A 14663-nucleotide genomic window follows, 5' to 3' on the forward strand; every position below is an offset into this window, starting at 1 on the left:
CCGCGGCCCGGGTTCGGGGACCTGCGCGGACGGCGTGTCGTCGGGCGGGTCCCCCGCTGAGGTCACCGACCCGCCGCCGGCACGGGCGCCGGGCCCATCCCGACCGGGCGGGCCGACACCTGCGGCAGCGGGACGGTCTGCAGCACGCGCGTGACGACGTGGTCGACGGGCACGCCGTCGGCCAGCGCGTCGTAGGACAGCACCAGGCGGTGGCGCAGCACGTCCGGCGCGATGTCGACGACGTCCTGGGGCAGCACGTAGTCGCGCCCGCGGACCAGGGCGAGCGCCCGCGCGCCGGCGATGATGCCCAGCGAGGCGCGCGGCGAGGCCCCGTAGGCCACCCAGCCGCCGACGTCGGCCATCCCGTGCTCGGCGGGCGAGCGCGTCGCGACGACCAGCCGGACGACGTAGTCGACGAGCGCGTGGTGGACGAACACCTGGGCGGCGACGTCCTGCAGGCGGCGCAGCTCGGCGGGGTCGAGCACCCGGTGCGGCGACGGCGGGCTCACGCCCATCCGGTAGACGATCTCGCGCTCCTCGTCGGCCGTCGGGTACTCGACGAGGATCTTGAACAGGAAGCGGTCGCGCTGCGCCTCGGGCAGCGGGTAGACGCCCTCGTTCTCGATGGGGTTCTGGGTGGCCAGCACGAGGAACGGGTCGGGCATCGCGTGGGTCTCGCCGCCGATGGAGACGTGGCGCTCGGCCATCACCTCGAGCATCGCCGACTGCACCTTGGCGGGCGCGCGGTTGATCTCGTCGGCGAGCACGAAGTTCGACACGACCGGGCCGAGCTCGACGTCGAACTGCTCGCGGCCCTGGCGGTAGATGCGCGTGCCGAGGATGTCGGCGGGCACGAGGTCGGGCGTGAACTGGATGCGGGCGAAAGACCCGCCGACGACCCGGGCGAACGTCTCCACCGCGAGGGTCTTGGCCACGCCGGGCACACCCTCGAGCAGCAGGTGGCCCTTGGCGAGCAGGCCGACGAGCATCCGCTCGACCAGGCGGTCCTGGCCGACGATGACGCGCTTGACCTCGAGGACGGTGCGCTCGAGCTGCTCGGCGTCGTGCGCCGGGGTGGACGGGGCTCCCGTCCCGGATCCCGCTGCGGCCGGGGGCGTCGGCGATCCCGAGGGGCCCTGCCGTCCCGTCTGGCCCGTCTGGCCGGCGTCCGTGGGCTCGGTCACCGCTGTCCCTCTCTGCTCGGCGCTCGCTCCGCCCCCGTCGGACGGGGGCATCCGGGGCGGCACGCTACCCGCCGGTCCACCAGGCAACTCGCCGGCCGGTGAGGGCGCGGTGAATGCGGCACGCAGCGCAGCGGAGCTGCCGCGCCGGAGGCCGAACACAGCATCACACGACCCGGGTGACCGTCTTGACGATCTCGTCGTCGAACCGCACGGACGTGATCCGCACCGTCTTGCCGGACTCGGGGGCCTCGACCATCTGGTCGTCACCCAGGTAGAGCGCGACGTGGTGCACCGGGCCCTGCCCGTCGTCGTCGGCCCAGAACAGGAGATCCCCGGGCTGGCGGTCCTCCAGCGCGACGTGCTGCCCGGCGTCGGTCTGGTAGCCGCTGTAGTGCGGCAGCTCCTTCCCGGCGGCGGCGAACGCGTAGATCATCAGGCCCGAGCAGTCGAAGCCGGTCTTGTCGTAGTCGCCGTGCTGGTCGGCCACCCCGCCGTCGCGGATGCCCAGCGTCGGACCCTTCTCGTCCCCGCCACCCCAGGCGTAGACGACGCCGAGCTGCGAGAGCGCGCGCTCCAGCACCTGCCGGACCTCGTCGGACATCCCGTCGGTCGAGATCCCGGCGTCGGCGAGCGGGTCGTCGGCGGCCGCCCGCGGGTCGACGGCACCGGGCACGGACCGGGCCGCCCGTGCCTGCAGGCCCGCACTCGCGGCCCGGCGGACGCGGGCGTCGCGGGCGGTGTCGCGAGCCTGGGCGGCGGCGTCGAACGCCTCGGCGCGGTCGCGCTGGGCGGCGAGTGCCGGGTCGGCGTCCTCCAGGTCGCGCAGGCGGGCCTCGGCGGCGTCGCGCTGGGCGGTGAGGTCGCGCAGCTGCGCCTGCTGGGCGTCGGTGTCGGTGCGCACCCGGGCCAGCTCGGCGTCCGCGGCCACCCGCGCCGCGGCGGCGCGGGCGGCGGCCTCGTCGGCGACGATCCGGGCGGCCCGGGCCCGCGAGTCGGCGTTGGCGGCCTCGATGCGGGCGCGCTCGGCGCCGTCGAGGGCGGCGCGCTGGTCGGCGGTGACGACGTCGCGCAGGTGCGCCCGCGCGGCGACGTCGTCGGGGCCCGACGAGCCGGAGAGCACCGAGAGCGGCCCGAGGACGTCGGCCTGCTGGAACCACGCGGTGATCCAGGCGTCGACGTCGGCGCGGGCCCGCTCGGCGGCCACGGCGGCGGCGTCGGCGGAGCGGCGGCTCTCCTCGGCGGCCTTGCGGGCGTCGTCGGCGCGGCGCCGGGCGTCGGTGTCGTCGGCGAGGGCGCGGTTGGCGAGCTCCTGGCGCTTGCCGAGGTCGGCGGTGAGGCGGTCGAGCGCCGACTTCGCGGTGGCGATCCGGGCGACCAGCGAGCCGGCCTCGTCGGCCGGTTCCTGCGACGTCGGATCCTGGGACGTCGGGGGCGGCGTCGGCGACGGGCTGGGCGGCGCGGCGAGGGCCGAGGGGACGAGCGCCAGGGCCGTCACGAGGACGGCAGCGACGACGGCAGGGCCCGCGACCGCACCGCGCACGCCCTCGTCCCCCTCCCCCGCATCGGCTCGAGCGGGTGGAGGGTCCCGGTCCCGCCGGGCCCCGACGGGCTCCGACACGCGGTGGTGTGGCGTGAATCGCCCGCTCGTGGGCCTTTCGGAGCCCGTACGGGCCGCGCCGGGGCGGTCACGGACGGGTACCCGGTCGTAGGCTGGAGAGGGCGGGAGTGCGGCATCCGGGAGGGTGCGCGAGACTCCCGCCCGACCCCCGGGTCGCGCGTCGTCACTGCACTGCGCAGTGGGCCAGACCGGACCACCACCCGGCCCGGCCTGCTCCGGCGACGCCGCCGGGACCGCAGCGACCCCGGGCCGCGGCCGACCACCACTCGCCGCGCCCGCGAGGAACGAGGAGGAATGTGTCCGTGAGCTCGCCAGCCCAACCCGACTCCTTCGGTGCCAAGGGCACCCTGGACGTCGGCGGTAGCTCCTACGAGATCTTCCGCCTGTCCGCGGTCGAGGGCTCGCAGCGCCTGCCGTTCAGCCTGAAGGTGCTGCTCGAGAACCTCCTGCGGACCGAGGACGGTCTCGTCACCACCGAGAAGTCCATCCGGGCGCTCGCCGAGTGGGACCCGACGGCCGAGCCGGACACCGAGATCCAGTACGTACCGGGCCGCGTCGTGATGCAGGACTTCACCGGCGTCCCCTGCATCGTCGACCTCGCGACGATGCGCGAGGCGGTCACCGAGCTCGGGGGCGACGCACAGAACGTCAACCCGCTGGCCCCGGCCGAGCTCGTCATCGACCACTCCGTCGTCGCCGACCTGTTCGGCACCCCGGACGCCTTCGAGCGCAACGTCGAGCTGGAGTACCAGCGCAACGAGGAGCGCTACAAGTTCCTGCGCTGGGGCCAGACCGCGTTCGACGAGTTCAAGGTCGTCCCGCCGGGCACCGGCATCGTCCACCAGGTCAACATCGAGCACCTGGCGCGCGTCGTCATGACCCGGGGCGGCCAGGCCTACCCCGACACCCTCGTGGGCACCGACTCGCACACCACGATGGTCAACGGCCTGGGCGTGCTCGGCTGGGGCGTCGGCGGCATCGAGGCCGAGGCGGCCATGCTCGGCCAGCCGGTGTCGATGCTCATCCCCAAGGTCGTCGGCTTCCAGCTCTCCGGCGAGCTGCCCCCGGGCGCCACCGCCACCGACCTCGTGCTGACGATCACCGAGATGCTGCGCGAGCACGGCGTCGTCGGGAAGTTCGTCGAGTTCTACGGCGAGGGCGTCGGCGCCGTGCCGCTGGCCAACCGCGCCACGATCGGCAACATGAGCCCGGAGTTCGGCTCGACCGCCGCGATGTTCCCCATCGACGACGAGACGCTGAACTACCTGCGCTTCACCGGCCGCGACGACGACCAGGTCGCGCTCGTCGAGGCCTACGCCAAGGAGCAGGGCCTCTGGCACGACCCGTCGCACGAGGCGGACTACTCCGAGACGCTCTCGCTGGACCTCTCGACGGTCGTCCCGTCGATCGCCGGCCCGAAGCGCCCGCAGGACCGCATCCGGCTCGACGCCGCCAAGGACTCGTTCCGTGCCGCGCTGCCCGACTACGTCTCCGGCGACGAGCAGCCCCGCAGCCAGTCCGAGGAGTCCGACAGCGAGTCGTTCCCGGCCTCCGACCCGCCCGCGGAGCACCCCAACGGCGACGCCGACAAGCCCTCGGTGCACAAGCAGCCGGCCGACCCGGGCGGCCGCGCGTCGCACCCGACGCCGGTGACGCTCGAGGACGGCACCCAGCTCGAGCTCGACCACGGCGCGGTGACGATCGCGGCGATCACGTCGTGCACCAACACCTCGAACCCGTCGGTGATGATCGGCGCGGCGCTGCTCGCGCGGAACGCCGTCGACAAGGGCCTCGAGCGCCGGCCGTGGGTGAAGACCTCGCTCGCCCCGGGCTCCAAGGTCGTCATGGACTACTACGAGCGCTCGGGCCTGCTGCCCTACCTCGAGAAGCTCGGCTTCAACCTCGTCGGCTACGGCTGCACCACGTGCATCGGGAACTCCGGCCCGCTGCCCGACGAGATCTCGAAGGCGATCAACGACGAGGACCTCGCCGTCACCGCGGTGCTCTCGGGCAACCGCAACTTCGAGGGCCGCATCAACCCCGACGTCAAGATGAACTACCTCGCCAGCCCGCCGCTGGTCGTGGCGTACGCGCTGGCCGGGACGATGGACCTCGACCTCGCCACCGAGCCCCTCGGGCACGACCCGCAGGGCAACCCGGTGACCCTCGAGGACATCTGGCCGTCGCCCCAGGAGATCCAGGAGACGATCTCCTCGGCGCTGTCCCCGGAGCAGTTTACCCAGGGCTACGCCGACGTCTTCGCCGGCGACGAGCGGTGGACCTCGCTGCCCACCCCCGAGGGCGAGACCTTCACGTGGGACGAGGGCTCGACCTACGTGCGCAAGCCCCCGTACTTCGAGGGCATGTCGCGCGAGCCGTCGGCCGTCGGCGACATCGACGGGGCCCGCGTGCTGCTCAAGCTGGGCGACTCGGTGACCACCGACCACATCTCCCCCGCCGGGTCCATCAAGGAGGACTCGCCGGCCGGTCGGTACCTCAAGGAGCACGGCGTCGAGCGCAAGGACTTCAACTCCTACGGCTCGCGGCGCGGCAACCACGAGGTCATGATCCGCGGCACCTTCGCCAACATCCGGCTGCGCAACCTGCTGCCGACCGGCGACGGGGGCTCGCTCGACCAGGGCGGCAACACCGCCGACTACACCCAGGGCGGCCAGCAGGCCGCGGTGTACGACGCGGCGCAGAACTACGCCGCCGAGGGCACGCCGCTCGTGGTGCTCGCGGGCAAGGAGTACGGCTCGGGCTCGTCGCGCGACTGGGCGGCCAAGGGCACGACGCTGCTCGGCGTCCGCGCGGTCATCGCCGAGTCCTACGAGCGCATCCACCGCTCGAACCTCGTCGGCATGGGCGTGCTGCCGCTGCAGTTCCCCGAGGGCCAGAACGCCGACTCGCTGGGCCTCACGGGCACCGAGACCTTCGCGATCAGCGGCGTCACGGCGCTCAACGACGGTGACGTGCCGGACACGGTGCACGTCACGGCGCAGCCCGAGTCCGGCGACGCGATCGAGTTCGACGCGCGCCTGCGCATCGACACCCCGGGTGAGGCGCAGTACTACCTCAACGGCGGCATCCTGCCCTACGTCCTGCGCAAGATGCTGGGCTGAGCGGGACCCACCCGACGAACGAACGGCGCTCTCGCTGCTTCCGAAGCAGCGAGAGCGCCGTTCGTGTCTCCGGAGCGGGCGCATCCGGGGGCACGCCCGCGTCCGGGCGGGCGAGCGTCAGTCGTCGGCGGGCTCGGCGGTGCCCTCCATGGCGGCGCGCACCTCCTGCTCCTCGGTGCGGCCGCGGCGCCAGTAGCCGGTGAAGCAGACATCGCGCTTGTCGACGCCGCGCTCGCGGACGACGTGGCGGCGCATCGCCTTGACCTCCGAGGCCTCGCCCGCCAGCCACACGTAGGGGCGCTCGCCGGGCAGGGCCAGCCCGCGGAGGCGGTCGGTGATCGTGTCGGGGGTCGTCCAGTGGATCGTGACGTCCCCGGCGGTCCCCCAGGTCTGCCGCTCGGTGACGTCCCGGACGCTCGCCACCACCGTCACGCGCCGCCCCGGCGGCAGGCCCTCGACGATCGCGCCGATCGCCGGCACCGCCGTCTCGTCACCCGCGAGCAGCACGCCGTCGTGCTCGTCGGTCGGGGCGTAGAGGCCGTAGGGGCCGGTGAACGCGATGTGCTCGCCGGGCGCGGCGCGCACCGCCCAGTCGCGCGCCGGGCCCTCGTCGTGCAGGACGAAGTCGACGTCGATCTCGACGGGGTCCTCGCGGCGTTGCCGCAGGGTGAACGTGCGCATGGGCGGGCGGACGTCGTCGGGCATCGCGAGGTAGCGGCTGAACCAGCCGGCGATGTCGGGCCCCTCGCCGCCGTCCTCGACGAGCGGGGGAAGCCGGGGCTCGACCTCGTCGGGGCGCGGGAAGAAGAGCTTCATGTAGCCGTCGGGGGCGACGACGGGGAGGTCCGCGAGGTCGGGCCCCGCGAATGTCACCCGCACCACCCGCGGGGTCGGACGCGCGACGGCGCGCACCACCGCGCGTCGCAGCTGCACTGCCGGACGTGTCGACGCCGCCGTCACGCACTCCCCTTCCGCCGCCTGCAGGTGAGGCAACCCTAACTTGCGGCGGGCATACGTGACGAGGCGGCGGTCAACCCCTAGGGCATGACTCTGAACGAGACCGCCCGCGAGATCCTCGCCGACGGGAAGGGCATCCTCGCCGCCGACGAGAGCACCGGGACGATCACCAAGCGGCTCGAGGCGGTGGGTGTCGAGTCCACCGAGGACACCCGGCGCCGGTTCCGCGACCTGCTGTTCACCACCAAGGACGTCGAGAACTCCCTCGGTGGCGTGATCCTCTACGACGAGACCGTCCGCCAGGACGCGCTCGACGGCACCGGGATGGTCGACCTGCTGCGCCGGCGCGGGATCGTGCCCGGCATCAAGGTCGACGGCGGCGCCAAGGACCTGGCCGGCTTCCCCGGCGAGAAGGTCACCGAGGGGCTCGACGGGCTGCGCGAGCGGTTCGCGGAGTACGCCGGGCTGGGGCTGCGGTTCGCGAAGTGGCGGTCGGTGATCTCGGTGTCCGGCGACCTGCCGACCGCGACCGCCGTCGAGCTCAACGCCGCCGGCCAGGCCCGGTACGCCGCGCTGGCCCAGGAGGCGGGTCTGGTGCCGATCGTCGAGCCCGAGTCGATCATGGACGGCGACCACGGGATCGTCCGCTCGGCCGAGGTCACCGAGGAGGTCCTCGCCGCCACCGTCGAGGCGCTGCGCCGCCAGCGGGTCGCGCTGGAGGGCGTGCTGGTGAAGACGAACATGGTCGTCTCCGGCTACGCGGGGTCCGACCAGGCCGGTCCCGAGGAGGTCGCCGACCGCACCCTCGAGGTGCTGCACCGGACCATCCCGGCCGCCGTGCCCGGGATCGTGTTCCTCTCGGGCGGACAGGACGACGCCCAGGCAAACGCCAACCTCGACGCGATCGCGCGCCGCGGGCCGCAGCCGTGGATCGTGAGCTTCTCCTACGCCCGCGCGCTGCAGGGCCGCCCGATGTCCGTGTGGGCGGGTGCCGAGGAGAACGTCGCGTCTGCTCAGGACGCCTTCGCCGAGCGGCTGCGCCTCACCGGCGCGGCGAACCGCGGCGAGTGGACGGCGGACGCGGAGCGCGCCGGGTCCTGAGGGACCAGTGATCGCCGACTCGGTGACGATCCCCCGCAGATCTGCGATCGATCGTCACCGAGATCGTGATCATGCCTGCTGGGGTGCGCGGGGCTTCAGCTGGTCGATGTCGGCGGTGAGCTCCTCGACGGACGCGACGACCTCGGACGCGCCGGCCTCCCGGAGCTCCTCGTTCGAGAAGCCACCGGTGCGCACGGCGACCGAGGGCAGGCCGAGGCGCTCCGCGGCCTGGCAGTCCCAGACCGAGTCGCCGACGACCACCGCGGCCTCCGCGCCGACCCGCTCCATGGCGACCCCGAGCAGATCCGGGGCCGGCTTGGTGCGCTCGACGTCGCCGGAGCTGACCCACTCGCTGGCGAGGTCGCCCGCGCCGATCAGGTCCGCGTAGCGCTCGACGTGGTGCGGCTTGCCCGAGCTCGCCATCACGAGGGTGAAGCCAGCGCCGACGATCGCCTCGAGCAGGTCGTGGGCACCGGGCAGGGCGGCGATCTCGTCGAGCATCGCGTCGGCCTGCTCGGTCCACGCCGCGCGGATGTCGTCGCCGTGCTCGCGCTCGACGTCGTCGCCCGCCACGGCCGCCACGAGCTGGTCGCCGCCCATCCCGATGTGCCGGTGGATGGTCCAGACGGGGATCGTCACCCCGTACTGCCGGAAGGCGCGGTACCAGCCCAGCGCGTGGTGGTAGTTGGTGTCGACGAGCGTGCCGTCGACGTCGAGGATCACGGTCCCGCGTGCGTCCGTCATGACGTCGGGGGTGCCCAGCGCCGACCGCCGCGCATGCGGAGCGCGCATGCGGTCGATGACCTACTGCGCTGACCGGTTGAGTATCTGTCGCCCGATCGTCGGTGTGACATGCGGCGCACGGCGGCTCACACGGACGTCACTCAGGTGCTTGAAGCTCGTTTGGCCGAGCATGATCTTCTCCCCCCGCAGGGCGGTCGGGGCGACGGCGCTGGTCGCAGCGGTGCTCGTCGTCAGCGGATGCGGCGGGGGGTCGGCGCCGCCACCGCGCACGGTCCCGGTGACCCGGGCGGCGGTGGAGACCGGCGTCTCGGCCCAGGGATCGGTCGCGGCGACCGCGAACAACAACATCGGCTTCCCCACGGGCGGCCAGCTCACCGAGGTGAACGTCGACGTCGGCGACCAGGTCCGGGCGGGCCAGGTCCTCGCGAAGATCGACGACTTCAACGCCCGCCAGGGCGTCGAGCGCGCCGAGGCGGCGCTCGCCGGTCAGGAGGCCGCGTACCAGCAGGCGCTCGACAACACCGCCGTCGACGGCGCCGGCAACTCGGTCGCCCAGGCGCGCCGGATCGTCCAGGCCACGGAGGGCCAGGTCGACGCGACCCTCGACGCGGACAACGAGGCGATCCACCAGGCCGAGAGGGCGAACGCTAACGCGGACGCGGCGGCCACGGCGGCGGAGACCAACTTCAGGAAGACGAGCCAGGCATGCAGCGCCGGAGGTGGCGCCGCGGCCTACAGCAATCCGGGTCTCATTCCGCCTCTGGCGCCGCCGGCTGCCCAGCAGGGCAACACCTCCTGCATCCTCTTGCCCGGTGCGCAGAACCAGCTCGCGATGGCGCAGCAGGGCAAAGCGCAGGCCGAGGCCCAGCTCTCCCAGGCCCGGTCGAAGAAGCAGATCGACGAGGCGTCCGGCCGCGTCCAGGTCGAGCAGGCCCGCAACGGCCTGGTCCAGACGCAGAACCAGCTCGACGCGTCGCGCGCTTCCCGTCCCCACGAGCTCGACGGCGCCCAGGCGCAGGTGGACAACGCCCGGGTCGGCGTCCAGAGCGCCCAGCGCGACCTCGCGAACACGACCCTGCGGGCCCCGGTCGACGGGGTCGTGACCGCGATCAACGGCGCGGTCGGCGAGTTCCTCCAGCCGAGCTCCGGCACCACGCCGCTGGCCCCCGGCGGCGAGGCCGCCATCCCCGGCGCCGCGAGCGCCGCCGGCGCGGGTGCCGCGGCCGCCTCGATGGGCGGCGGCGGGGCCTCCCCCGGCCGCCCGGGCGGTTCGCAGTTCCTCGTCATGCAGAGCACGTCCGGGTTCTCCGTGGTCGCCCCGTTCCAGGAGATCGACGCGGCGTCCCTGGTCCCGGGCCAGGCGGCGCGCGTCACCCTCGACGCCCTGCCCGACGTGACGATCGACGGCACGGTGCTGGCGGTGTCGCCGGCCTCGACCGACATCGCCAACGTCATCAACTACTACGTGACCGTCGCGGTCGCCCGCCCCGACCCGCGGCTCAAGGACGGGCAGACCGCCCAGGCGTCGGTGATCACCGGCGAGGGGCTGGACGCGGTCAGCGTCCCGAACTCCGCGGTCGTCCGGCAGGGCGACCGGACCTCGGTGATCGTCGTCGAACCCGGCGGCCGCCAGGTCCCGACACCGTTCACCCCCGGCCTCGTCGGCGCCGACCGCACCGAGGTCCGCAGCGGCCTGACCGTGGGTCAGCAGGTGCTCGTGGCGGCCCGGCGATGAGCGCCGACGGGCAGGACACGACGGGCCCGGTCGCCACCGAGGAGCCGGAGCAGACGGACGGTCAGAAGCGCCGCCCCATGCGCCGCGGCACCCGCATCGCACTGATCGTGATCGTGGTCCTCGCGCTGCTCGCGGCCGTCGGCTTCACGCTGAGCTACTTCCTCGACGCCCGCCAGTACGTCTCCACCGACAACGCCCAGGTCGACGGCACCCAGATCCCGATCGTCGCCCCCACCAGCGGCACGCTCGTCGGCTGGACCGGCACCCAGGGCTCCGTGCTGCGCGCCGACCAGGTCGTCGGGCGCATCGAGATCGACGGCGGCTACGTCCGGCCCCAGCGCAGCATCCGCGCGCCCGCCGCGGGCACGGTGGCCACGACGGACACCACGGAGGGCGTCTACGTCACCGCGGGCCAGCAGCTGGCGATCGCCTACGACCCCGGCAACGTCTACGTCACCGCGCGCGTCGACGAGACCGACATCGACGCCGTCCGCCCGGGCCAGGTCGTCGACTTCACCGTCGACGCCTACCCCGACCGCACGTTCACCGGGTCCGTCCGCGAGATCCAGGGCGGCGCGGCGGGCGTCTTCTCGCCGCTGCCGCAGTCGAACAGCCAGGGCAACTTCCAGAAGGTCACCCAGGTCATCCCGGTGAAGATCGGGATCGACGACCTGCAGGGCTTCGAGCTGATCCCCGGCATGAACGTCGAGGTCAACATCCACCGCGGGGACTGAGCTCAGCCCTCCATCACCCGCGGGCCCTCGCTCGGGGCCGGCTTGCCGCTGGGCAGCATCAGCGCCAGCAGCACCGCCCCCGCGGTGAGGACGGTGGTGACGACCATGAGGTCGCCGAACGCCGTGTCGAACACCCGGGTCTGGAGCTGCTGGTACATCGAGTACTCGCCGAGCACGGAGCCGAAGGTCTCGGGATCGGCCGGCACGAGGCTCGCGCGGTCGGCGTAGCCCTGGGACTGCTGCGCGGTCATCAGCGCGGTCATGGCCGCCAGCCCGATCGCCGACGACGAGCGCTGGACGACCGTGTTGAACGCGCTCGCCCCGTCGACCCGGTGCGGCGGCAGCGCCGACAGCCCGCCGGTCATGATCGGCATCATCGCGAGCCCGATCCCGGCGGCGCGGAACCCGAGGATCCACGCCAGGTCGCCGTGCGAGGTGTCGATCGTGAGGTCGCGCAGCATCCACGTGCCCCACGCCGTGATGATCAGCCCCGCGACGGCGGGCCAGCGGGCCCCGACCCGGTCGTAGATCTGCCCCGCCAGCGGCATGATCACCGCCATCACGAGCGCCTGCGGGAGCAGCAGCAGGCCCGTCTCGAACGCCCCGAGCCCCTGGTTGAGCTGCAGCGACTGCGGGATGTAGAAGAGCACCCCGAACAGCCCCGCCGAGATGACGGCGATGAGGATCAGCGAGTTCGTGAACGGCCAGGACGCGAACACCCGCACGTTGAGCAGCGGGTGGTCGACCTCGAGCTCGATCACCACGAACAGCGCCAGGGCCAGCACGCCGTACGTGAGCAGGATGAGCACGGGGTACGACGTCCAGCCCCAGTCCTCGGCCTCGTGCAGCCCGAGCAGCAGGGCGAACAGGCCCGTGGCGATGGCCAGGAAGCCGGGGAGGTCGAACTTCCGCGACGTGCCGCCGCCGAAGTTCGGCAGCCAGACCATCGCGGCGATCGTGCCGACGATGCCGATCGGCACGTTGATGAAGAAGATCAGCCGCCAGTCGACGTACTCGACGAGGTAACCGCCGAGCGTCGGCCCGATCGCCGGCGCGAAGACGATCCCGAGGCCGTACATGCCCATCGCGGCGCCGAGCCGGTCCTTGGGCACGATCTTGTAGAGCATCGTCAGCGCCACGACCGGGATCACGCCGCCGGGGATCGCCTGCAGGATGCGGAAGGCGATCATCGAGTTGAGGTCCCAGGCCAGCCCGCAGAGCACCGAGCCGATCGCGAACCCGATCATCGCGACGATGTAGGCGCGGCCCAGCCCGAGCCGCAGGCCCAGCCACGCGCTCGCCGGGACGATCACGCCCTCGGCCAGCGAGTACGACGTCGAGACCCACGAGATGTCCTCGGTCGTGACCCCGAAGTCGTTCTGCATCACCGGGATCGCGACGTTGACGATGCTGATGTCCAGCACCGACATGAACATCCCCGCGACCAGCACGAGCAGCGCGACGACCCAGCTCGTCTCGCCCGAGGGTGCCGGGGAGGTGGGTTCGGCGGTCTCGACGGCCTCGACGGGTGGCTCGACGGGGCGGTGACCGTCGGTCGTCGGCTGGGGAGGGGGGACCAGCTCGGTCTCCCGGACGTCGGGCCTGGCCGTCACCGCTCGAGGCTACGACGTCCGGGTCAGCACCTCACGCCGAACGCACAGTGACGGTGATCGCCCCCGAACCGGGTCAGCCGAGGAGCGCGGCGATCTCGTCGACGGCCCGCCGCAGCTCGGCCGCGAAGCGCTCCATCTGCTCGCCGACGGTCGCGGGCGTGCTCAGGTGCACGACCAGGCGCCCGGGCAGCAGCACGTACGCGACGCCGATGCACTGGGTGCTGGTCGACCCGAAGCCGAAGACGCGCACGTGCTCCGACGGCGCCGAGCTGGTGGACAGGTAGTCGTCGCGCATGACGCGCCAGCCCGGCGAGTCGACGACCGCCAACGGCTCGCCGGCACCCAGCGACGCGCCGCGGCGCTGCTGGATGAGCGAGAGCTCCCAGAGGTGCTGCTCGGGCGCCTCGCCGGCCTGGCACGCCTGGGCGCGCCGGACGTGCGCCGTCGCCGCCGCCTCGAACGCCTCGCGGCGGCGCGCGTCGTCGGCCGTGGGGTCGTCCATGGCCGCCGTGAACGCGAGGATCTCCGGGGTCACCACCCGCATGGCCTCGGTGCGCCCGTGGTGGAACTGCAGCGTCGCGATCGACTCGTAGGTCGCGCCCACGAAGCCCTTCGCGCGGACGTGGGCGAGCTGGTACGCCATCTGCACGAACGCGTCGGGCGAGACGCCCAGCTTCTTCGCGCGGTCGCTGCCGAGGTCGTCGAACACCACGAGCCGGGTCGCGACCGACGCGGTGAACGCCGCGAAGTCCTCCCCCGCCGCCCGGATGTCGGCGGCGCGCTCGTCGGTCACCGTGAAGGGCAGCGGTGCCGACCCCGGTACGCCCTGCGAGCGCACCCCGAGGTTCGCCGCGTGCTCGGCGGTCGACGACCCGAGCACCCCGTCGACGAGCGCGAGCACCGTCGTGCCGTCGAGGCGGCAGTGCTCGGTGTTGATGCCGGCGGTGCCGTCCGGGAACACGACGAACGTGACGGCCTTGTCGAACCACCGGTTCGCGCTGTCGCCGCCGAGCAGCTGCTTCCCGATCGCCCGGTCGTCGCCCGGCCGGTCGTCCTCCAGGGCCACGCAGAACAGCGCGGTCTCGAGGTCGTCCAGCGCCGCCTCGTTGCCCTCCGCGAGCAGCGCCCGGCGGCTCGCCGCCCACGCCGCGCGCGCCTTGGTCGTCAGGTGCCCGACCCCCGGGCCGCGGGTCTCCCCCACCTGCGCGCGGATCGCCCGCAGCCCGTCGGCGATCTCCGCGGCGGTGTGCGCGGTGCCGTCGGGCCCGAGGACGTCCATCCGGTACGCGTGGCCCCGCACGAGCACGACGACGTGGCGCTCGCGGGACGGTCCGGGCCAGGCGTCGGTGTAGGGCGTGCGGGCGGTGTCCTGGTCGTCGCCGGGGATGCGCGTCGAGGAGAACAGGAACTTGTGCTGCTCCATCGTCATCGGCGAGCCCTTGCGGGTGGCCGGCGGCAGCGTCTCGGTGTCGACGCGGTGCTTGTGGTCGAGCGCGCCGAGCACGAGGCCCGCGGCCCGCGTGGCCTGGTCGCGCTCGTCGGGGACGTCGGCGAACAGGAAGAAGAAGTTCGCGTTGAGCGCGATCCGGTCGCGGCGCCCGAGGTAGCGCGACTCCCAGAAGTCGTCGAGCCAGCTGTGGGTGGTCGGCTCGTCGTCGTACGCCTCGAGCGCGGCCTGCAGCACCGGGCCGGGCCCGTCGGGACGCAGGAGCTGGTCGACGGCCGCGCGCGTCGCCGCCCGCTGGTCCTCGTCGAGCAGCGGCTCGCTCCACGCGAGGAACTGCTCGGCGCTGGCGGCCAGCGTCGGCACCGGGACCCGGGGCAGGTCGTCCTCGGCGTCGAACGTCCCGGTCAT

General features: G+C 73.3%; 10 protein-coding genes. 4 read left to right on the top strand and 6 right to left on the bottom strand.

Features of this window, described 5'->3' with window-relative positions; translation table 11 throughout:
- Positions 1-62: 62 nt before the first annotated feature.
- On the bottom strand, positions 63-1184 hold the full coding sequence (locus EV188_RS23835; RefSeq protein WP_243741950.1) for an AAA family ATPase: 1122 nt from the start codon (positions 1182-1184) through the stop codon (positions 63-65).
- Between the two features lie 163 nt (positions 1185-1347).
- Positions 1348-2724, bottom strand: a complete 1377-nt coding sequence (locus EV188_RS32305) for an NlpC/P60 family protein (protein ID WP_133828796.1) — start codon at positions 2722-2724, stop codon at positions 1348-1350.
- 380 nt (positions 2725-3104) lie between these two features.
- Here EV188_RS32305 and EV188_RS23845 point away from each other — a divergent pair, with 380 nt between their 5' ends.
- The gene (locus EV188_RS23845) at positions 3105-5924 is read left to right on the top strand and encodes an aconitate hydratase (protein ID WP_133828797.1); all 2820 of its coding nucleotides are present in this window, start codon (positions 3105-3107) and stop codon (positions 5922-5924) included.
- Positions 5925-6041: 117 nt separating this feature from the next.
- Here EV188_RS23845 and EV188_RS23850 read toward each other — a convergent pair whose 3' ends face one another.
- Positions 6042-6884, bottom strand: a complete 843-nt coding sequence (locus tag EV188_RS23850; protein ID WP_133828798.1) for a siderophore-interacting protein — start codon at positions 6882-6884, stop codon at positions 6042-6044.
- Between the two features lie 84 nt (positions 6885-6968).
- On the opposite strand from EV188_RS23850, the gene EV188_RS23855 reads away from it, so the two are divergent.
- A complete protein-coding gene (locus tag EV188_RS23855; protein ID WP_133828799.1) occupies positions 6969-7982 on the top strand; it encodes a class I fructose-bisphosphate aldolase in 1014 nt (337 codons plus the stop codon).
- Positions 7983-8051: 69 nt separating this feature from the next.
- Here the strand turns inward: EV188_RS23855 and EV188_RS23860 are convergent, their stop codons facing one another.
- The gene (locus EV188_RS23860; protein WP_133828800.1) at positions 8052-8726 is read right to left on the bottom strand and encodes an HAD family hydrolase; all 675 of its coding nucleotides are present in this window, start codon (positions 8724-8726) and stop codon (positions 8052-8054) included.
- Positions 8727-8895: 169 nt separating this feature from the next.
- Here EV188_RS23860 and EV188_RS23865 point away from each other — a divergent pair, with 169 nt between their 5' ends.
- Both EV188_RS23865 and EV188_RS23870 read left to right on the top strand, forming a co-directional pair.
- Complete coding sequence (locus EV188_RS23865) at positions 8896-10461, top strand: HlyD family efflux transporter periplasmic adaptor subunit (RefSeq protein ID WP_166660040.1); 1566 nt, start codon at positions 8896-8898, stop codon at positions 10459-10461.
- Positions 10458-11195 carry an HlyD family secretion protein gene (locus EV188_RS23870; protein ID WP_208114356.1) on the top strand — a complete coding sequence of 246 codons (738 nt, stop codon included), beginning with the start codon at positions 10458-10460 and terminating at the stop codon, positions 11193-11195. The genes EV188_RS23865 and EV188_RS23870 overlap by 4 nt, the downstream gene beginning before the upstream one ends.
- A gap of 2 nt (positions 11196-11197) precedes the next feature.
- Here the strand turns inward: EV188_RS23870 and EV188_RS23875 are convergent, their stop codons facing one another.
- Both EV188_RS23875 and EV188_RS23880 read right to left on the bottom strand, forming a co-directional pair.
- Positions 11198-12808: a DHA2 family efflux MFS transporter permease subunit gene (locus EV188_RS23875; RefSeq protein ID WP_243741952.1), complete on the bottom strand. Its 1611-nt coding sequence runs from the start codon at positions 12806-12808 to the stop codon at positions 11198-11200.
- 73 nt (positions 12809-12881) lie between these two features.
- Positions 12882-14663 (bottom strand): choline/carnitine O-acyltransferase, encoded by a 1782-nt coding sequence (locus EV188_RS23880; RefSeq protein ID WP_133828802.1) that lies wholly within the window; start codon positions 14661-14663, stop codon positions 12882-12884.

This window comes from Actinomycetospora succinea, assembly GCF_004363095.1.
Classification (GTDB): domain Bacteria; phylum Actinomycetota; class Actinomycetes; order Mycobacteriales; family Pseudonocardiaceae; genus Actinomycetospora; species Actinomycetospora succinea.

Bases quoted from the DNA above. Each gene is read 5' to 3' on its own strand.
- EV188_RS23855 (WP_133828799.1), top strand. From the start codon at position 6,969: ATGACTCTGAACGAGACCGCCCGCGAGATCCTCGCCGACGGGAAGGGC.
- EV188_RS23860 (WP_133828800.1), bottom strand. From the start codon at position 8,726: ATGACGGACGCACGCGGGACCGTGATCCTCGACGTCGACGGCACGCTC.
- EV188_RS23865 (WP_166660040.1), top strand. From the start codon at position 8,896: ATGATCTTCTCCCCCCGCAGGGCGGTCGGGGCGACGGCGCTGGTCGCA.
- EV188_RS23870 (WP_208114356.1), top strand. From the start codon at position 10,458: ATGAGCGCCGACGGGCAGGACACGACGGGCCCGGTCGCCACCGAGGAG.
- EV188_RS23880 (WP_133828802.1), bottom strand. From the start codon at position 14,663: ATGACCGGGACGTTCGACGCCGAGGACGACCTGCCCCGGGTCCCGGTG.